Origin of the sequence: Achromobacter sp. Root170, assembly GCF_001428165.1 — a bacterium.
GTDB lineage: Bacteria > Pseudomonadota > Gammaproteobacteria > Burkholderiales > Burkholderiaceae_B > Achromobacter > Achromobacter mucicolens.
This window is the reverse complement of sequence record NZ_LMHN01000004.1, coordinates 1-19,263: the sequence shown is the minus strand read 5'-3', so window position 1 is coordinate 19,263 and position 19,263 is coordinate 1. Positions and strand designations below refer to the sequence as shown.

The window sequence follows — 19,263 nt, the reverse complement described above, 5'->3', positions numbered from 1 at the left end:
GTTAGTCCGATCCACCGGAATCGACCTCCTGACGGTTGGACTCGGCGCGATCCACATCCACTTGCAGAACCAGGAAGTGGCGATAGCGTTCGGGGTGGGCCAGGGGTTCACACACGGCGCGCGCGAAACCGGATGCGGTATCGCGTTCGACCGAGGTCACCTTGGCCACGGGCAGGCCGGCGGGAAAGAGGCCGCCGACGCCGCTGGTGACAATAGTATCGCCTTCCTTGATGTCGGCATTGGCCGCCAGGTAACGCACTTCCATCTTGCCGGGGGAATTGCCGCCAAATGCAATCAGACGCAGTCCGTTGCGCAGCAGTTGCACCGGGATGGAGACCTGCTCGTCGGTGACCAGGGCCGCCTCGGCGGTCATCGGCGTCACGCGGACGATCTGGCCGACCACGCCGCCTTCGTCGATCACGGGCATGCCCGGCGCAAGACCGGCCTTGCTGCCCTTGTTGAACACCAGACGCTGGGTGAACGCGTTGGTGGGTTCGTACATGACTTCGACCACCACCGCGGACTGCGCCACGGTGTCGGTCACACCAAGCAGGCGGCGAAGCTGGGAGTTTTCGGCGGCGAGCTGGGCGGCGTGGGACGCGACCTGGGCAAGCTCGATGCGCTGGCGTTGCAGGGCTTCGTTTTCGCTGCGGATGAGATTGGCCGCGTTGACCCACTCATTGACTTGCTGGACGAGGTCGCGCGGCGCCATGACGGCGCGCTGGAAGGGATAAAGCGCCACGGCGATCGTCCGGCGCGCCGGCTCCAGCATGCGCCATTGTGAATCCATGACGATCAGGGCCAGAGCAAGGACGACCAGAACGACCAGCCGCACCTCTGCCGGTGGGCCGCGCCTGAATAGGGGGGGAGTCCCTTGTCGTTGCATGAATCTCAGCCCGGGCGCCCGCGTCCGAGGCCCCCGCAGCGGCCGGAGCCAGAAAAAAGCGGGGCTCCGGGCTGGCGGGCAATATTAGTCGTTGATGAAGATGGCGCCCAGTTTCTCAAGGTGTTCCAGCGCCTCGCCGCAACCGCGCACGACGCAGGTCAGGGGATCGTCGGCCACCACGACCGGCAGACCGGTTTCTTCTTGCAGCAGGCGGTCCAGGTCGCGCAGCAGCGCGCCGCCACCGGTCAGGGCGATGCCCTTGTCGGTGATGTCGGCGCCCAGCTCGGGCGGCGTTTGTTCGAGGGCGATCTTGACGGCGGACACGATCTGGTTGAGCGGATCGGTCAGCGATTCCAGGATCTCGTTGGACGAAACCGTGAAGCTGCGCGGCACGCCTTCGGCCAGGTTCCGGCCCTTGACTTCGATTTCGCGGACTTCGGAACCCGGGAACGCCGAGCCGATTTCCTTCTTGATCAGTTCGGCCGTGGGTTCGCCGATCAGCATGCCGTAGTTGCGGCGGATGTAGTTGACGATGGCCTCGTCGAACTTGTCGCCGCCGACGCGCACGGAACCCTTGTAGACCATGCCGCCCAGCGAGATGACGGCCACTTCGGTGGTGCCGCCGCCGATGTCGACGACCATCGAGCCGCTGGCGTCGGACACGGCCAGGCCGGCGCCGATGGCAGCGGCCATGGGTTCTTCGATCAGGAATACATGGGAGGCGCCGGCGCCGAGGGCCGATTCGCGGATGGCGCGGCGTTCAACCTGGGTGGAACCGCAGGGAACGCAGACGATGATCCGCGGGCTGGGCGCCAGCATGTTGCGGGGGTGCACCATGCGGATGAACTGCTTGAGCATCTGCTCGGTGACCGTGAAGTCGGCGATCACGCCGTCCTTCATGGGCCGGATGGCCTCGATATTGCCGGGAACGCGGCCGAGCATCTGCTTGGCTTCGTGCCCGACGGCTTGAATGATCTTCTTGCCGTGGGGCCCGCCTTCATGACGGATTGCGACCACGGAAGGCTCATCGAGAACGATGCCCTTGCCGCGGACGTAAATCAGCGTATTGGCGGTACCGAGGTCAATCGCCATATCGCTGGAAAAATAACTGCGCAGGAATCCGAACATGGGAGCTCAGCTAAATTCTGGGGGGAATTGGGGTCAAGCCGCGGGGCGTTTGGCCCGTAAAACGACGGGTCCGCCTGTCATCACGGCGATTAAACCGTGAATCATAACTTATAATTTCCCCGGAAATAGCGCATAAATGCAGGCTATTCAAGCTTTGTAACGGGTTTGGCATGTGCATACTGCCCACTCCCGCCCCGCGGCCTTCGCTCACCGATTTTTGCAATTCCCCATGGCGCTCAACGACAAAGATGTGGCCCGCATTGCCCGGCTGGCCAGAATCGAACTGACCCCCGACCAGCGCACCGTCGCGCAGGCCGAACTCAACGGCATCCTTCACTTGATCGAGCGGCTCCAGTCCGTCGATACGCAAGGCGTGGAACCTTTGGCCCATCCGCTGTCCGCCCACGAAGACATCGTATTGCGCCTGCGTGAAGACGCCGTGACCGAAGCCGGTTCGCAAGCCCGCCGCGAGGAACTGCTGGCCAACGCGCCGGATGCCCAGGACGGCCTGTTCCTGGTTCCCAAGGTCCTGGAATAAGTCATGACGAAACCTGCCCTGCACACCCAGTTCGAGGGGATCGCCGCCCTGCGCGCGGCCCTCGCCCAACGCGAAGTCAGTGCCGTCGATCTGGCGCAAAGCGCCTTGTCGGCCGCCGAAGCGGCCAGCGGCCTGAACAGCTTTTTACATATTGACGCCGAATTGACGCTGGCCCAGGCACGCGCGGCCGACGCCGCGCTGGCGGCCGGCACCGCCGGTCCGCTGGCGGGCATCCCGATCGCCCACAAGGACGCCTTCGTCACGCGCGGCTGGCGCACTACCGCGGGCAGCAAGATGCTCGAGGGTTACACCAGCCCGTTCGACGCCACCGTCGTGGAGCGCCTGCAAGCGGCCGGCGCGGTTTCGCTGGGCAAGCTGAACTGCGACGAATTCGCCATGGGCTCCGGCAACGAGAACTCGGCCTACGGCGCCGTGAAGAACCCGTGGGACCACGCTGCCGTGCCCGGCGGCTCGTCGGGCGGTTCTGCCGCCGCCGTGGCCGCCCGCCTGGTCGCTGCCGCCACCGGCACCGACACCGGCGGCTCGGTTCGCCAGCCCGCCGCCCTGTGCGGCGTGAGCGGCATCAAGCCCACCTATGGCACCGTGTCGCGTTACGGCATGGTGGCCTTCGGCTCCAGCCTGGACCAGGCCGGCCCGCTGGCCCCCAGCAGCCGCGACCTGCTCGAACTGCTGGACGTCATCAGCGGCTTTGACCCGCGCGACGCCACGAGCCTTGAAAAGTGCGACGGCGCCGTCAACGAGCCCGGCCGCGTGCGCCGCGACTTCGACGCCGCGCAAGGGCGCTTCGACGCCGCCGGCAGCCAGCCCCTGAAGGGCCTGCGCATCGGCGTGCCCGAGGAATATTTTGGCGCCGGCCTGGCGTCCGACGTGGCCGCTGCCGTGCAGGCCGCGCTTGAGCAGTTCGAGGCGCTGGGCGCCGTGCGCGTGCCGGTCTCGCTGCCGCGCACCGAGCTGGCCATTCCGGCGTACTACGTGATCGCCCCCGCCGAAGCGTCCAGCAACCTGGCGCGCTACGACGGCGTGCGCTACGGCCACCGCGCCAAGCAGTACGGCGACCTGAACGAGATGATCAGCCGCTCGCGCGCCGAAGGTTTCGGCGACGAGGTCAAGCGCCGCATCCTGATCGGCACCTACGTGCTGTCCCACGGCTATTACGACGCCTACTACCTGCAGGCGCAGCGCCTGCGCCGGCTGATCGCGCAGGACTTCCAGCGCGCCTTTGCGGACCAGTGCGACGTCATCATGGGACCGGTCACGCCCACGGTCGCCAAGAACATCGGCGACAACCGCGACGACCCGACCGCCGACTGGCTGGCCGACGTCTACACGCTGGGCGTCAGCCTGGCGGGCCTGCCCGCCATGTCGATCCCCTGCGGCTTCGGAGGCGAAAAACAAAATCGCCCCATCGGCCTGCAGATCATCGGCAACTACTTCGACGAAGGCCGCCTGCTGGCCATCGCCGACCGCTACCAACACGTGACGGACTGGCATCAGCGTGCCCCTGTCCTGCAAGGCTGAGAACATGAACTGGGAAATCGTCATCGGCCTGGAAACGCACACGCAGCTTTCCACGGACTCCAAGATCTTTTCGGGCAGCAGCACGCAATTCGGCGCCGCGCCCAACACGCAGGCCAATGAAGTCGACCTGGCCCTGCCGGGCAGCCTGCCGGTCATGAACCGCGGCGCGGCCGAACGCGCCATCCGCTTCGGTCTGGCCGTGGGCGCCAAGATCGCGCCGCGCTCGGTTTTTGCGCGCAAGAACTACTTCTACCCTGACCTGCCCAAGGGCTACCAGATCAGCCAGTACGAGCTGCCCGTGGTGGTGGGCGGCTCGCTGTCGTTCTTCGTGGGCGAAGAAGAAAAGACCGTCAACCTGACGCGCGCCCACCTCGAGGAAGACGCCGGCAAGTCCCTGCACGACGACTTCAACCTGGCCAATGGCGCCCCGGCCAGCGGCATCGACCTTAACCGCGCCGGCACCCCGCTGCTGGAAATCGTGACCGAGCCTGAAATGCGTTCTGCCGCCGAGGCCGTGGCCTATGCGCGCGCGCTGCACAGCCTGGTCGTGTGGCTGGGCATCTGCGACGGCAACATGCAGGAAGGCTCGTTCCGTTGCGACGCCAACGTGTCGGTGCGCCCGGTGGGCCAGAAGGAATTCGGCACCCGCACCGAGATCAAGAACGTCAACTCGTTCCGCTTCCTGGAACGCGCCATCATTTATGAAGCGCGCCGCCAGATCGAGCTGATCGAGGACGGCGGCACCGTGGTCCAGGAAACGCGTCTGTACGACGCGGACCGCGACGAAACGCGCAGCATGCGCAGCAAGGAAGACGCGCACGACTACCGCTACTTCCCCGATCCCGACCTGCCCACGCTGGTGATCTCCGGCGACTGGGTGGACGAGGTCCGCGCCGCCATGCCCGAACTGCCGGCCGCCCAGCGCGCGCGCTTTGAATCGGAATACGGCCTGCCCGCCTACGACGCGGCCCAACTGACCGTCAGCCGCGACCTGGCCGCCTACTTTGAGGCCGTGGCGCACGCGCTGCCGGCCGGTCAGGCCAAGCTTGCGTCCAACTGGGTCATGGGCGAAGTCGCCGCGGTGCTCAACAAGGAAGAAAAGACCATCGCCGAATCGCCCGTCGCCGCGCCCGCGCTGGCGGCCCTGATCGGCCGCATCATCGACGGCACGATCTCCAACAAGATCGCCCGCGAGGTCTTTGGCGCCATGTGGGCCGGCGAGAACGGCGGCGACGCCGACGCCATCATCGAGTCCCGCGGCCTGAAACAGATCAGCGACACGGGCGCCATCGGCGCGATGATCGACGAGGTGCTGGCCGCCAACCCGGCCATCGTCGAGGAGTACCGAGCCGGAAAGCAAAAGGCGTTCAACTCCCTGGTCGGCCAGATCATGAAGGCCGCCCGCGGCAAGGCCAACCCGCAGCAGGTGAATGACTTGCTGAAGCAGAAGTTGGATAGTTGATGGGCTGCCGGTTCGCCAAACGGGGGACCGGCGCAATATCAGACTAAGTCAAAGGCCGCGGCATCTTGCCGCGGCCTTTTGCTTGGCCAAGAATGATCTGGTCGAATTCGCCGGAGACTTGGCCATGAAATACATCGAGGTCAGCAGCAACGACCTGCTGCACCGATTCACCGACTACCTGCAGGCCCTCAACCAGGGGCAGCACTTCATCATCGCGGTCGACGGCGTGCGCCGTGCCAGGCTGACGCCCGTCCTGCCCGAAACCTCGCTCGACGCGCACGACGCCCTTGAGGCCATGAAGCGCCTGCAGACAGCAGCCCCCGTCTCTCACGAAACCATCCGCGAATGGATCGAAGAAGGGAGAGAATGAACACCTTCAATCTGGTACCCGATGCGTCGGTCGCGCTTGCATGGCTGCTCGATCGTGTGGATGTCCACGAATCGCTCCTTGCCCGGCACCTGCTCGACGTCGCCCACGGCTCGCAAAACACGGTGCCTCACATCTGGCGCGTCGAGGTCGCCAATGGCGTTCTGCGTGCCGAGCGCAGCCGGCGTATCTCGCAGGATCAGGTCGCTGCATTCAACCAGCTTCTGGACAGCCTGCCTTTCCGCCCAGACCACGACGATGCCGCTCACCACATCGCGTGCACCTGCGAGATCGCCCGCATCCATGGCTTGACCGCCTACGACGCGAGCTATCTCGAGCTCTCCCTTCGGCACCGCGCCTGTCTGGCCACCTTCGACCGAAAGCTGGCGGACGCGGCGCGTGCCAGCGGCGTTACCGTGTTCGGCCAACCCCATGGGGTCGCCGAACCCGTCGCGCATTATCTTTGCCAATGAAATGGGCGGCCACTGGCCGCCCTACGTGTTGCTTCCGGCAAACCGGCCCGTTTACTTCACCCCGTACTTCGTCCGATACGCCAGCACGGCATCCCGATTCTCGGCAAACGCCGCATCGTCTTGCAGCAAGGCCAGGATGTCGGTCAGCGAAGCAATCGCGACCACGGGGATGCCATAGGTCTTGGCCACGTCCTGCACGGCCGAGTGGGGCGACAAGGCGTCGTCCGGGCCGGCGCGCTCCATGCGGTCCATCGCGATCAGCACGGCGGCCGGCTCTGCGCCCGCGGCGCGGATGATTTCCACCGATTCGCGCACCGACGTGCCGGCAGTGATGACGTCGTCGATGATGACGACCTTGCCCTTGAGCGGCGCGCCGACCAGGGTGCCGCCTTCGCCATGGTCCTTGGCTTCCTTGCGGTTGTAGGCAAACGGCACGTCGCTGCGGCCCTGCATGTCAGGATGGCCGGCCAGCGCCACGGCGGTGGCGGTGGACAGCGGGATCCCCTTGTACGCCGGGCCAAACAGCATGTCGAACTCGACGCCGGAATCCAGCAGGGCCTGCGCGTAGAACTGCGCCAGCTTGCCGACCGAGCGGCCATTGTTGAACAGGCCCGCGTTAAAGAAATAGGGGCTGATACGGCCCGACTTGACCTTGAAGCTGCCAAAGCGCAGAACGCCCTCGTTCAAGGCAAAGCGGACGAAATCCAGGGCGGTGACGGAGGACTGGGCGGCGGGCATGCAAGGGGTTCCGGTAGGTGGCAGACCCCGCATTTTATCCGCTGTCGGGGACTTTCCCGGATGGCGCCGCCGAGTCGGTTAAATTCCTGGCATTGTCCGCCCCCCTGCGGCCGCATTACAGGAGTTTCGCTTTGCTGCGCATCACGTCGATCAACCTCAATGGCATCCGGTCCGCCTTCAAGAAGGGCCTGCAACCGTGGATGGAAAAGCACGCCGCCGACGTGCTGTGCCTGCAGGAAATCAAGGTCTCCCACGAGGACCTGACCGACGACCTGCGCCATCCGCCCGGCTACACCGGCCACTTTCATCACGCCGTGAAAAAGGGCTACAGCGGCGTGGGCATCTACCTGCGAGATGCCGCCGAGCGCGTGAACAACGGCTTTGATTGTGAAGAGTTCGACAACGAAGGCCGCATCATCCGCGCCGACTGGAAGGATCTGTCGATCATCAGCGCTTACCTGCCTTCCGGCTCCAGCGGCGACGAACGCCAGCAGGCGAAGTACCGCTTCCTGGACCGGTTCGGGCCGTGGATCGATGCCCTGATGCATGAGCACAAGACGACCGGCCGCGAATTCGTCATCTGCGGCGACTGGAACATCGCGCACAAGGAAATCGACCTGAAGAATTGGAAGGGCAACATGAAGAACTCGGGCTTCCTGCCCGAAGAGCGCGCGTGGCTCACGGACGTTTTCGACAAGCGCGGCTTTGTGGACGTGTTTCGCACCATTGATGACCGTCCGGACCAATACACCTGGTGGAGCAACCGCGGCCAGGCCTGGGCCAAGAACGTCGGGTGGCGCATCGACTACCAGATCGCCACGCCGGGCATCGCCGCCAAGGCGCGTAACGTGGCCATCTACAAGGACGAGCGCTTCTCGGATCACGCGCCGTTGACGATCGATTACGACACCACCTTGCGCGCGTGATTTTTCTCAATATTTAATTGGGGTCGTATTACGTGCGAGACACGGGCCGCTGCGCATGCAAGCGGCCTGACAATGACCTCGTGGCCTGAGGGCACGGGCAGCCGCCTCTATGACGAGGCAGACATTTAAAACGGGGACACATTAATTTCCCCTGATATTTCAAGCATCACGCCCAACCGCGCACCTTTGGATTCCGCATCCCGAGACGCCCACCCGGAAATACGTCCCCGATTTTTGCTTCGAAAAATCCGTTTGTTATCAACATGATGGCGCGGTTTTTCGCTTTGCGCAGGGCAACATTTTGCCCCTACAATCGCCGCACCATACCGGTGCAGTCTTGCACCAAAACAAACTGACCGCGCCCCAATCTGGCGCAATTTCCGCACCTATTCGAAGCACCCCCGAGGAGATCATGGTGAAAGTGCAGAGTCTGGACGACTTTCTGCGTGGCGTCGCCGCGCGCGACCCGCAGCAACCCGAGTACATGCAAGCCGTCCAGGAGGTGATGCTCAGCTTGTGGCCTTTCGTCGAGAAGCATCCCCACTACGCTGAACACGCCCTGCTCGAACGCCTGGTCGAACCCGAGCGCGTCATCCAGTTCCGCGTGTGCTGGACCGACGACCAGGGCCGCGCCCAGGTCAACCGCGCCTTCCGCATCCAGCACAGCTCGGCGATCGGCCCGTTCAAGGGCGGCATGCGCTTTCACCCGTCCGTGAACCTGTCGATCCTGAAGTTCCTCGCCTTCGAACAGACCCTGAAGAACTCGCTGACCACGCTGCCCATGGGCGGCGGCAAGGGCGGCTCGGACTTCGATCCCAAGGGCAAGTCCGATGCCGAAGTCATGCGCTTTTGCCAGGCGCTGATGATCGAGCTGTACCGCCACCTGGGCCCGGACACCGACGTGCCGGCCGGCGACATCGGCGTGGGCGCGCGCGAAGTCGGCTTCATGGCCGGCATGATGAAAAAGCTGTCCAACTCGACCGCCAGCGTGTTCACCGGCAAGGGCCTGACCTTTGGCGGCAGCCTGATCCGTCCCGAAGCCACCGGCTACGGCACCGTGTACTTCGCCGAAGAAATGCTCAAGCGCGTGGGCAAGTCCTTTGATGGCATGCGCGTTTCCGTGTCGGGCTCGGGCAACGTGGCGCAATACGCCATCGAGAAGGCGATGGCCCTGGGCGCCCGCGTCATCACCGTGTCGGATTCGAACGGCACCGTCGTCGACGAGGCCGGCTTCAACCACGAGAAGCTCGTGGCGCTGATGCACATCAAGAACGACCTGCGGGGCCGCCTGGACACCTACGCCCGCCAATTCGGCCTGCAATACGAGGCCGGCAAGCGCCCGTGGCATGTGCCCGTGGACGTCGCCCTGCCCTGCGCCACGCAAAACGAGCTGGAACTGTCGGATGCGCAGACGCTGATCAAGAACGGCGTGCTGGCCGTCGCCGAAGGCGCGAACATGCCCGCCACGCTTGAAGCCGCCAAGGCCTTCGTTGCCGCCCGTGTGCTGTACGCGCCGGGCAAGGCCAGCAACGCCGGCGGCGTGGCCGTGTCGGGCCTGGAAATGGCGCAGAACTCGGCCCGCCTGTCGTGGACCCGCGAGGAAGTGGACGCCCGCCTGCACGCCATCATGCGCGACATCCACGAAAACTGCGTGCGTCACGGCCACTCCGAGCGCGAGTACGTGAACTACCTGGACGGCGCCAACATCGCCGGCTTCGTGAAGGTCGCGGACGCCATGCGCCAGCAAGGCCTGTATTGATCGCTGCCCGCTGACCCTCGCCCGCAGCGGCGCAGGTAAGCGGACCAAGCAAAAGGCCGACTCAATGCGAGTCGGCCTTGTTATTGGCGGCGGCGGCAAGGCCGCAGCCACTTGGCAAGACTGCCGCGCCCCGGGGACGCGGGCTTGCCGGGATCAGTGCTTCATGCCGCCATGACCGTGGCTCATGCCGGGGTTGTGCGAGGCCGGCATGACCTTGAACTGCACCGCCACTTCGCCCGCCTTTTCGAACTTGAGCGTGGCGGGCACGGTGGCGCCGTCCTTGAACGGCGCCTTCAGCTTGATGAACATGATGTGGTAGCCGCCCGGGCTGAGCTTGACCTCGGTGTCGGCGGGCAGCGCGATGCCGCCTTCGACCTGGCGCATCTTGGACACGCCGTTCTCGGTCTGCACGGTGTGCAGTTCCACGCGCTCGGCGGCGTCCGATGTCACGGACAGCAAGCGGTCCGGTGCCTTGGCGTCGTTGTCGATATCCATGTAGCCCGCACCGTTGGCCTGGCCCGGCGCGGAAGCGCGCACCCAGAGATCGTCGATTTCGACCTGGCCCACCTTGTAGTCCTTGGCCCACGCCGAACCGGCGGTGCACAGGCCAATCGCGGCAATGGCGGCAAACTTGCGGATGTTCATGCGTGTCCTCCTGAGACGTTAACGGCGCCTGACCAGGCTGCGGGCGGCTGACAGCACCGCGTCGGTCAAGGCTTCCATGGCCTCGGAGTTTACCCGCCAATGCTGCCAGTAGAGCGGCACGTCCTCCCACGCCCGGCCGCGCAGCAGGACGAGTTGACCGGCATCAAGGTGTTCCTGCACCAGCGGCAGCGGGTTCATGGTCCAACCCAACCCGCCCAGCGTCGCCTGTACGAATGCGCGTGTGGACGGGACCCACCAGACCGGCGGCTCCCACGGCGCGGGGTCGGCGATCTTGTGCGCAAAGCGCGCCTGCAGGGCGTCCTTGCGGTTGAACACCAGGACGGGCGCCTGGGCCAGCGTCTGCGCATTGACCCCCGACGCGAAGTAGCGCTTGTGGAAGTCGGGCGTGCAGGTAGCCACGTAGCGCATGCTGCCCAGCGCATGGATGCGGCAACCCTGCACGGGATCGGCCAGCGTGGTCACGGCGCCCAGCACGGAACCGTTGCGCAGCAGGGCGGCCGTGTGGTCCTGGTCTTCGGACAGCATGTCGAGCGTGGCGCGGGTGCGCGCGGCGAACTGCAGGGCGGCGTCGACGAACCAGGTTTCCAGGCTGTCGTGATTGACGGCGATCGGGATGCTGGCGTGGGGGATGTCGTCATCGGCCACGCCCAGCCGGTTCAGCGCATCGTGCTCGAGCAAGGCGGTCTGCTCGGCCAATTGGACCAGCACCTGGCCATCGGCCGTGGCGGCGGCGGGCACGGTGCGCTGGACCAGCAGCCGGCCCATGCGGTCTTCCAGGGCCTTGATCCGTTGCGACACCGCTGACGGCGTGACGCTGAGCGACAGCGCCGCGCGCTCGAAACTTCCTTCGCGCACCACCGCAGCCAGTGCGCGCAGGTTGCCGTGATCGATTCTCATGACATTAGCTGCGCTTAATATAGTGAAGGAAAATTAGCTGTATTTCACATGCATGGCAAGGGAAAATCACACCATGCCGCCCGCTCCACGCGCCCGGCAACCCATAGAAGCGCCGCCACAGGCGTTGCAGTCACCGGTTTCACAGGTATCCCTTCCATGTTTGCCACGTTGTCATCCCCCGCCTTCCTCACCGCCTGGGCCAGCGGCACGGCCACGGGCCTCGGCCTGTTCGCTGTCGTGGGCGCGCAAAGCGCGTTCATCCTGCGCCAGGGCCTCATGCGCGCGCACCTGCTCAGCGTCGTCGCCATCTGCGCGCTGATCGACCTGGTGTTCATCTTCGCGAGCGTGTCCGGCCTGCAGGCGCTGACCGCGTGGTTCCCCTGGCTGACCACCGCCGTGCTGTGGTTCGGCGTGGCCTTTTTGACCTGGTACGCGGCGCAGTCCGCGCGCCGCGCCTGGACGGCCACGGGTGGTCTCGCCGCCGCCCGCGACGTGGTGCCGTCGCGCCGCGCCGCCATGCTGGGCGCGCTGGGCTTTTCGCTGCTCAATCCGCATTTCTGGCTGGACATGGTGGTGGTGGGCTCGCTGGCGCATGGCTTCGAAGACGCCCGCATGGCCTTCGCGGCCGGCGCCTTCACGGCCAGCCTGCTGTGGCTCGCCGTCCTGGGCATCGGGTCGCGCCTCTTCGCCCCGTTCTTTGCCAGCGCGACGGCCTGGCGGGTCCTGGACGGGGTCATCGCCGCAGTCATGGCCGGGTTGGCGGTCAGCCTGGCGGTCAAGGGCGTCTGAGGCGCCGCCATGTACACATCCACCTTCATCTTCGCGAAAAAGCAGTTCGACGATGCGTTCCATCAACTGGACCAGCGCATTGCGCAGGCGGCCCGCGCGATGCCTGGCTACCTCGGTGAAGAGTCCTGGCAAGACACCACCCGGGGACTGTTCGCCAATGTGTATTACTGGGACACGCTCGATGCGCTGGACGCGCTGATCCGGCATCCGGCGCATTTGGAAGCCAAGGCGGCGCAATCGCAATGGCTGGACGGCTATCGCGTGGAGATCGCTCAGGTGCTGCGCCAGTACGGGCACGGCGTGCCCGCCCCCGCACTTTTATAATCGGGGCCTCACCACTTTCTGTCGGGCGCGGGACCGGCCCGCCACCGCTCCATGCGCGGACCTTCATCTTCCAAAGACGTGCGCCTGCCGCCGCTCGCCGCCATCCAGGCGTTCGAAGCCGCCGCCCGCCTGGGCTCTTTCGAGCGGGCCAGCGAAGAACTCTTCGTCACCGCCAGCGCCATCGGCAAGCGCATCGCCTCGCTTGAAACCCTGCTTGACGTCACACTCTTCATCCGCAGCAGCCGCGGCGCGACGTTGAGCGCGGCCGGACGCGAATACCTGGAGCAGGTGCGCACGGCGCTCGACCTGCTGTCGGACGCCTCGCTGCACAAGCGCAACGAACCCAAGCTGGAAACGCTGCGTGTGGTGTCCACACCCACGTTCGCGCGGCAGGTGCTCATCCCCGCCCTGCCCGGCTTCACGGCGGCACATCCCGATGTCGAACTGGAAATCATGCTGTCCATTCCCTACCTGGACATCATGCCGCCCAACGCCGATGTGTGGATCCGCTTCGGCAGCGGCAAGTATCCCGGGCTGCATGCACACCCCCTGACGCACGATCCCGTGTTCGCGGTGTGCTCGCCCGGCTATCAGGCGGCGCGCGGCCCGTTCCAGCGCCCGGCGGACCTGGCCCGCGCCGACCTGCTGCGTTGCCCGATGGAGCCTTGGCGTCCGTGGCTGGCGGCAGCGGGCCTGGACTGGCCCGAACCGTCGCGCGGCGTGTGGCTGGTGGACCTGGGCATGATGCTCGCCGCCGCACGCGCGGGCCAGGGCGTGGCGCTGACGCGCCGGTCGCTGGCCGCCGAGTGGCTGGACGAAGGCAAGCTGGTCCGCCTGCTGGACGTGGAAATCCCCGGCGAGTCGCAGTACTACCTGTGCACCGAAACCACACGCGCACCTGGTGGCGCAGTCCAGGCGTTTTCCCTATGGCTGACCGAGGTCTGCCAGCGCGCAGCCCAATGGCCATGCGGGCCCGAGGCCAGTCAGGAATAAATTTCCACTCGATGGCGGAATGAATTTCCGCACGACACCGCACCCTGATCGCTAGGATGCGGCCAGCACGTCTGCGCGCGCCCGGCGCGCCGATGCAGCTGCGGGCCCGCCATCAGGCTAAAGACGTTCAGCAGTCTGAAAGGAACCTTGCAGCGGCACTAGGTATTTACGCGGAAAAGCGCCGCCGGGTCAGATTCGCGTAAGCGATTAAGCAGACAGTCACGACACGCAATAAAGGAGCGCGCCAACAAAACAACCCACGCCGACTGGCGCCGGCACACGGCTTTCCACGCAGTTCACCCAATTACAACGGAGACATCCATGGATTTTCGTTTGAAGCTGCTTGCAGGAACCCTTGCATTTGCCGTATCGGCCGCGTCCTACGCCGCCGACCCCATCAAGATCGGCGTGGCCGGCCCCTACACCGGCGGCTCGTCCTCCATGGGCGTCAGCATGCGCGACGGCGTGCGCCTGGCCATCGAAGAGATCAACAAGAACGGCGGCGTGCTGGGCCGCCAGCTCGTCGCCGTCGAACGCGATGACGAAGCCAAGAACGAGCGCGGCGTGCAGATCGCGCAGGAGCTGATCAACAAGGAACAGGTGACCGCCACCGTCGGCTACATCAACACGGGCGTGGCGCTGGCCTCCCAGCGCTTCTACCAGGACGCCAAGATTCCGGTGTTCAACAACGTGGCCACCGGCAGCGTGATCACGCATCAGTTCAAGGCGCCGGAATACCCCGACAACTACGTGTTCCGCAACGCGGCGCACGACAGCATCCAGGCCCCGATGATCGTCGAAGAAGCGATCACGCGCCGCGGCTTCAAGAAAGTGGCGATCCTGGCCGACTCCACCAACTACGGCCAGCTGGGCCGCGAAGATCTGGAGAAAGCGCTGGACGCCAAGGGCATCAAGCCCGTGGCCGTCGAAAAGTTCAACATCAAGGACGTCGACATGACGGCCCAGCTGCTCAAGGCCAAGGCCGCGGGCGCCGAAGCCGTGCTGACCTACGGCATCGGCCCCGAGCTGGCGCAGATCGCCAACGGCATGACCAAGCTGGGCTGGAAGGTGCCGATCATCGGCAGCTGGACGCTGTCCATGGCCAACTACATCGACAACTCCGGCGCCAACGGCGAAGGCGCGCGCATGCCGCAGACCTTCATCCAGGACCCGGACACGCCCAAGCGCAAGGCGTTCATCGACGCGTACCTGGCCAAGTTCAAGCCCAAGAACAACCGCATCGACTCGCCGGTGTCGGCCGCGCAGGGCTATGACTCGATCTTCCTGCTGGCAGCCGCCATCAAGCAGGCAAACTCCACCGACGGTCCCAAGGTGCGCGAAGCGCTTGAGAACCTGCAGACCCCGGTCGAGGGCGTGGTGATGACCTACAACAAGCCCTTCTCGCACGACAACCACGACGCGATCACCGCCAAGGAAGTGGTCATCGGCGAGGTCAAGGGCGGCCGGGTCGTCAAGGCCAACTAATCCCAACAAGCAGGAAGGCGGCGGCTGCCCGGCCGCCGCCGCCCGCGCCCCAAGCTCAGGGCGCGGGGCATGCAGCCGCCTGAAAACAGCGTTCTGCCCAAGGGGGTTGGGACGGAACACAGCGCCTCAAGACACACACCATGATTCTTCTACAGCTCATCTATAGCGGTATCGCGCTAGGCATGATCTACGCGGTCATTGCCTTCGGCTACCAGCTCACCTTCGCCACGTCCGGCACCTTGAACTTCGGCCAGGGCGAAGCCCTGATGCTGGGTGCGCTCGTCGGTCTGACGCTTGTCGGACTGGGCGTGAACTACTGGGTCATGATTCCCATCGTCTGCATCTTCGGCTTCGCGCAGGGCGCGCTGGTCGAGCGCGTGGGCGTGCGGCCCGCCATCAAGACGCGATCCGAATTCGGCTGGATCATGGCCACCATTGCGCTGGGCATCATCTTCAAGAACGTGGCCGAGAACATCTGGGGCCGCGACGACCTGCGCTTTCCCTCGCCGCTGCCCGAGGCGCCCATCCAGGTGCTGGGCGCGAACGTCTTGCCGATGGAGTTGCTGGTGGTGTTTGGCGCGCTGGGCATGATGATCCTGGTGGAAATCTTCAACCGCAAGTCGATCTACGGCAAGGCCTTCGTCGCCACATCCAACGACCGCGACGCGGCCGGCCTGATGGGCATCAACACGGGCATGGTCATCACGTTCTCGTACGCGCTCTCGTCGCTGACCGCGGCGTTCGCAGGCGTGCTGGTCGCGCCGCTGACGCTGACCGGCGCCACGATGGGCGCGGTGCTCGGCCTGAAGGCATTTGCCGTCGCGATCATTGGCGGCCTGTCCAGCGGGATGGGCGTCGTGGTGGGCGGGCTGATCCTGGGGATCGCCGAGACGACCACCGGTTTCTATCTATCTACGGGATACAAAGACGTGCCGGGATTGGTATTGCTGTTGCTCGTGCTGACCTTCAAGCCCGCCGGCCTGTTCGGCAAGACCGCGATCAAGAAGGTGTAAGCGATGAAACCCCTGCACCTTCTTCTATCCATCGTGGCCGTGGCCTGCCTGGCCGCCGTGCCGCTGGGCGTGACCAACACGTATTACCTGCACCTGATTGAAACCATCATGATCTATTCGATCCTGCTGTTCGGGCTCGATATCGTGGTGGGATACACCGGCCAGGTGTCGCTGGGCCACGCAGGCCTGTTCGGCATCGGCTCGTATGTGGCCGGCGTTCTGGTCTTTCACCTGCAGATTCCGATCTGGCTGACGCTACCCGCCGCCATCCTCATCGCCGCCGCGTTCGGCGCGGTGCTGGCCCTGCCGGCGCTGCGCGTCACGGGCCCCTATCTGGCGATGGTGACGCTGGCATTCGGCACGATCATCCAGATCCTGATCAACGAAATGACCTTCCTGACCGAAGGCCCGCTAGGCATCAAGATCTCCAAGCCGTCCATCGCCGGACACGTGCTGACCAAGGCCGAGTATTTCTGGCTGGTCGGCGCGCTGCTGGTGATCTCGCTGATCGTGGTGCACCGGATCCTGAAGTCGCACCTGGGCCGCTCGTTCGAAGCCCTGCGTGACAGCCCGATCGCCTCGGACTGCATGGGCGTGTCGGTGTACCGCCACAAGGTGATCGCGTTCGTCATCAGTGCGGGATTTGCCGGGCTGGCGGGCGCGCTGTATTCGTATTCGGAACAGTACATCTCGCCCAACACGTACAACTTCGAACTCACGATCCTGTTCCTGCTGGCCATCATCATGGGCGGACGCAAGAGCCGCACCGGCGCGCTGCTGGGCGCGTCGATCATCGTGCTGCTGCCCAAGATGCTGGACGACATCGGCACGTTCCGCCTGATCGCGCTGGCGGTGGCGATCCTGGTGACGGTAGGCAGCGCCGTGGCCATCTCGAAAGGCCGCACCGAACCGCGCAAGGTGGCGGTGCCAGTGATCGGGACGATCGTGCTGGCAGTCTTCTCGTACTGGCTGGAGGCCGTGACCGACTGGCGTCTGACCATCTTCGGCGCCATGATCCTGTTCGTCGTGTATTACCTGCCCGACGGCATCGTGGGCTTCGTGCGCAACCTGTTCTTCTCCACGCGCCGCGCCGCGCTGACGGTGAAGAAGGACCTGGTGAAGGAACAGGACGCCGTGCCCGACGCAGTAGCCGGCAAAGGCGAGACACTGCTGGCGGCCAAGAGCGTGCTGATGCAGTTTGGCGGCCTGAAGGCGCTGAACGAAGTGGACCTGACCGTCAAACGCGGCACGATCCACGGGCTGATCGGACCGAACGGCTCCGGCAAGAGCACGATGATGAACGTGCTGACCGGCATCTACGTGCCCACCGCCGGTGCGGTGGAGTTTTCCGGCAAGTCGCTTGTCGGCCTGCCCCCGGCCCATATCGCCGAGGCCGGCATCGCCCGCACATTCCAGAACGTGCAGCTCTTTGGCGAGATGACCGCGTTGGAGAACGTGCTGGTGGGCCTGCACCACACCTTCACGACGGGCCTGGCGGCCATCGCGCTGCGCACGCCCAAGTGGAAGACCGAAGAACAGGGCGCCCGGGCGCGGGCCATGGCGCTGCTGGAGTTCGTGGGGCTGGAGTCGCTGGCCAACGAAGAAGCGCGCAACCTGCCCTACGGCAAGCAGCGCCTGCTTGAGATCGCACGCGCGCTGGCGCTGGATCCGCAACTGCTGCTGCTGGACGAACCGGCGGCCGGCCTGACGGCGCCCGACATCGTGGAGCTGCTGGCCATCATCCGCAAGGTGCGCGATCACGGCATCACGCTGATCCTCATCGAACACCACATGGACGTGGTGATGGGCGTGTGCGACACCGTGTCGGTGCTGGACTTCGGCCAGAAGATCGCCGAAGGGCTGCCAAATGAAGTGCAAAGCAACGCCAAGGTGATCGAGGCGTATCTGGGCGGCGCGCCCGCCTGACGCCAAGGGGACAACAAGATGCTATCGATCAAGAATCTGGAAGCAGGCTACGGGAAAGTGAAGGTGCTGCACGGCATCAGCATGGAGGTGCCCAAGGCAAAGGTGGTCACGCTGATCGGGTCGAACGGGGCCGGCAAGACGACGACGATGCGGGCATTGTCGGGGATGATCCGGCCGACGGCGGGGGAGATCACGCTGGGCAGCAAGCGCATCGACGGGCTGGAGTCGCATCGGATTGCCCGCTTGGGACTGGCGCATTCGCCGGAGGGACGCCGGGTGTTTCCGACGCTGTCGGTGACGGACAACCTGCTGCTGGGCGCGTTTCCTCGCCTGACGGGCAGCCGGCCGAAGGGTGACGTGCAGGCGGATCTGGGGCGGGCGATGGATCTCTTCCCTCGGCTGAAGGAACGGCGCGATCAGCTGGCAGGCACGTTATCGGGCGGCGAGCAGCAGATGCTGGCGATGGCGCGTGCGGTGATGCTGAACCCGGAGCTGGTGCTGCTGGACGAGCCGTCGATGGGACTGGCGCCGATTCTGGTGGAGGAAGTGTTCCGTATCATTGCGCGGCTCAAGGAAGAAGGCGTGACGATGCTGCTGGTGGAGCAGTTCGCGGCGGCGGCGTTGAATGTCGCGGATTATGGGTATGTGCTGGAGAATGGGCGGATTTCTGTGCATGGGAGTGCGGACAAGCTGAAGCATGATCCGGCTGTGGTGGCGGCTTATTTGGGTGGGTCGCATTAGGTTTTATGGGGGTGTTTGTTGTTTAGGCTGGCGTTGAGGGGGGTTCTTTAGACGCCCGCCGTAGCGGGGGCCGAGGCGCGCGGGGCTACGATTGCGGTCCGGAGCCTTCGCTCCGGACTGCCCCTTCGTCAACCTCGTACGCCATCGGCTCCCTTCGGTTTCCCTCGGGCGCATCTACACGCCCCGCGCGCCTCGGCCCCCGCTGCGACGGGCTCCAGTTGATTCAGCTTTGCGGTCTGTGGGGCGAGTGGGGTTCTTTAGGTTCTTGCCCACGGTGGGGGGAGAGAGAAAGATCTTGCGGGGCCCGCCCGCGGCGGCCGCGCGGGCGGCCTTCGGGGGCTTACGCGACGTCTTGCGTCGGGGCGATGACGCTTCGCGTGTGGCTGCTTCTGCTCTAGGTGTCTGACACCCTGGGGAGATTCGCTTCACACCGAGGGTGTCTCCCGAGGGTGTCAGACACCGGCAGCGGCAGACGCTCTTGGCAGGTTCAGGCAGCCGCGGCATTAATATGTCTAGATACCGTCTTGACCGTCAAGCGTTCAGGCGTAGTCGGGCCGATACGGTGTCCGAGTTTTAAGCACGCCGAAGCATAGATGCACCAGCTTTCTCATGG

General features: G+C 65.1%; 19 protein-coding genes. 14 read left to right on the top strand and 5 right to left on the bottom strand.

Features of this window, described 5'->3' with window-relative positions; all coding sequences use genetic code 11:
* Position 1 precedes the first annotated feature (1 nt).
* Positions 2-886: a rod shape-determining protein MreC gene (gene mreC, locus ASD87_RS07790; RefSeq protein ID WP_056319540.1), complete on the bottom strand. Its 885-nt coding sequence runs from the start codon at positions 884-886 to the stop codon at positions 2-4.
* 84 nt (positions 887-970) lie between these two features.
* Entirely contained in the window at positions 971-2,014 is a 1,044-nt protein-coding gene (locus ASD87_RS07785; RefSeq protein ID WP_006216320.1) for a rod shape-determining protein, read from the bottom strand.
* 229 nt (positions 2,015-2,243) lie between these two features.
* Here ASD87_RS07785 and gatC point away from each other — a divergent pair, with 229 nt between their 5' ends.
* From gatC to ASD87_RS07760, 5 genes are all read left to right on the top strand, one after another.
* Entirely contained in the window at positions 2,244-2,552 is a 309-nt protein-coding gene (gene gatC / locus ASD87_RS07780) for an Asp-tRNA(Asn)/Glu-tRNA(Gln) amidotransferase subunit GatC (protein ID WP_056319538.1), read from the top strand.
* A gap of 3 nt (positions 2,553-2,555) precedes the next feature.
* Positions 2,556-4,091, top strand: coding sequence for an Asp-tRNA(Asn)/Glu-tRNA(Gln) amidotransferase subunit GatA (gene gatA / locus ASD87_RS07775; protein WP_056319536.1), 1,536 nt, complete (start codon positions 2,556-2,558; stop codon positions 4,089-4,091).
* Between the two features lie 4 nt (positions 4,092-4,095).
* Positions 4,096-5,553: an Asp-tRNA(Asn)/Glu-tRNA(Gln) amidotransferase subunit GatB gene (gene gatB / locus ASD87_RS07770; RefSeq protein WP_056319760.1), complete on the top strand. Its 1,458-nt coding sequence runs from the start codon at positions 4,096-4,098 to the stop codon at positions 5,551-5,553.
* A gap of 124 nt (positions 5,554-5,677) precedes the next feature.
* Positions 5,678-5,923 (top strand): hypothetical protein, encoded by a 246-nt coding sequence (locus ASD87_RS07765; RefSeq protein ID WP_056319758.1) that lies wholly within the window; start codon positions 5,678-5,680, stop codon positions 5,921-5,923.
* Positions 5,920-6,393: a type II toxin-antitoxin system VapC family toxin gene (locus tag ASD87_RS07760; RefSeq protein ID WP_056319534.1), complete on the top strand. Its 474-nt coding sequence runs from the start codon at positions 5,920-5,922 to the stop codon at positions 6,391-6,393. Before ASD87_RS07765 ends, ASD87_RS07760 begins: the two co-directional genes overlap by 4 nt.
* 51 nt (positions 6,394-6,444) lie before the next feature.
* Here ASD87_RS07760 and pyrE read toward each other — a convergent pair whose 3' ends face one another.
* Positions 6,445-7,131 carry an orotate phosphoribosyltransferase gene (gene pyrE / locus ASD87_RS07755; RefSeq protein ID WP_056319532.1) on the bottom strand — a complete coding sequence of 229 codons (687 nt, stop codon included), beginning with the start codon at positions 7,129-7,131 and terminating at the stop codon, positions 6,445-6,447.
* Between the two features lie 131 nt (positions 7,132-7,262).
* Here pyrE and ASD87_RS07750 point away from each other — a divergent pair, with 131 nt between their 5' ends.
* Both ASD87_RS07750 and gdhA read left to right on the top strand, forming a co-directional pair.
* Positions 7,263-8,057, top strand: coding sequence for an exodeoxyribonuclease III (locus ASD87_RS07750; protein WP_056319529.1), 795 nt, complete (start codon positions 7,263-7,265; stop codon positions 8,055-8,057).
* Positions 8,058-8,469: 412 nt separating this feature from the next.
* The gene (gene gdhA / locus ASD87_RS07745) at positions 8,470-9,816 is read left to right on the top strand and encodes an NADP-specific glutamate dehydrogenase (protein WP_056319526.1); all 1,347 of its coding nucleotides are present in this window, start codon (positions 8,470-8,472) and stop codon (positions 9,814-9,816) included.
* A 153-nt stretch (positions 9,817-9,969) separates the two neighbouring features.
* Here gdhA and ASD87_RS07740 read toward each other — a convergent pair whose 3' ends face one another.
* Together ASD87_RS07740 and ASD87_RS07735 are read right to left on the bottom strand one after the other, a co-directional pair.
* Positions 9,970-10,461, bottom strand: coding sequence for a copper chaperone PCu(A)C (locus ASD87_RS07740; protein WP_056319522.1), 492 nt, complete (start codon positions 10,459-10,461; stop codon positions 9,970-9,972).
* A gap of 18 nt (positions 10,462-10,479) precedes the next feature.
* Positions 10,480-11,379 (bottom strand): LysR family transcriptional regulator ArgP, encoded by a 900-nt coding sequence (locus tag ASD87_RS07735; protein WP_056319519.1) that lies wholly within the window; start codon positions 11,377-11,379, stop codon positions 10,480-10,482.
* Positions 11,380-11,535: 156 nt separating this feature from the next.
* Here ASD87_RS07735 and ASD87_RS07730 point away from each other — a divergent pair, with 156 nt between their 5' ends.
* From ASD87_RS07730 to ASD87_RS07700, 7 genes are all read left to right on the top strand, one after another.
* A complete protein-coding gene (locus ASD87_RS07730; RefSeq protein ID WP_056319516.1) occupies positions 11,536-12,168 on the top strand; it encodes a LysE/ArgO family amino acid transporter in 633 nt (210 codons plus the stop codon).
* Positions 12,169-12,177: 9 nt separating this feature from the next.
* A complete protein-coding gene (locus tag ASD87_RS07725) occupies positions 12,178-12,492 on the top strand; it encodes an antibiotic biosynthesis monooxygenase (protein WP_056319514.1) in 315 nt (104 codons plus the stop codon).
* A gap of 51 nt (positions 12,493-12,543) precedes the next feature.
* The gene (locus ASD87_RS07720) at positions 12,544-13,485 is read left to right on the top strand and encodes a LysR substrate-binding domain-containing protein (protein WP_056319512.1); all 942 of its coding nucleotides are present in this window, start codon (positions 12,544-12,546) and stop codon (positions 13,483-13,485) included.
* Between the two features lie 321 nt (positions 13,486-13,806).
* Complete coding sequence (locus ASD87_RS07715) at positions 13,807-14,970, top strand: ABC transporter substrate-binding protein (protein WP_056319508.1); 1,164 nt, start codon at positions 13,807-13,809, stop codon at positions 14,968-14,970.
* 140 nt (positions 14,971-15,110) lie between these two features.
* Entirely contained in the window at positions 15,111-15,983 is an 873-nt protein-coding gene (locus ASD87_RS07710) for a branched-chain amino acid ABC transporter permease (protein ID WP_006216335.1), read from the top strand.
* A gap of 3 nt (positions 15,984-15,986) precedes the next feature.
* The gene (locus tag ASD87_RS07705) at positions 15,987-17,909 is read left to right on the top strand and encodes an ATP-binding cassette domain-containing protein (RefSeq protein ID WP_056319504.1); all 1,923 of its coding nucleotides are present in this window, start codon (positions 15,987-15,989) and stop codon (positions 17,907-17,909) included.
* Between the two features lie 18 nt (positions 17,910-17,927).
* Positions 17,928-18,650: an ABC transporter ATP-binding protein gene (locus ASD87_RS07700; RefSeq protein WP_056319502.1), complete on the top strand. Its 723-nt coding sequence runs from the start codon at positions 17,928-17,930 to the stop codon at positions 18,648-18,650.
* Positions 18,651-19,263: the final 613 nt, after the last annotated feature.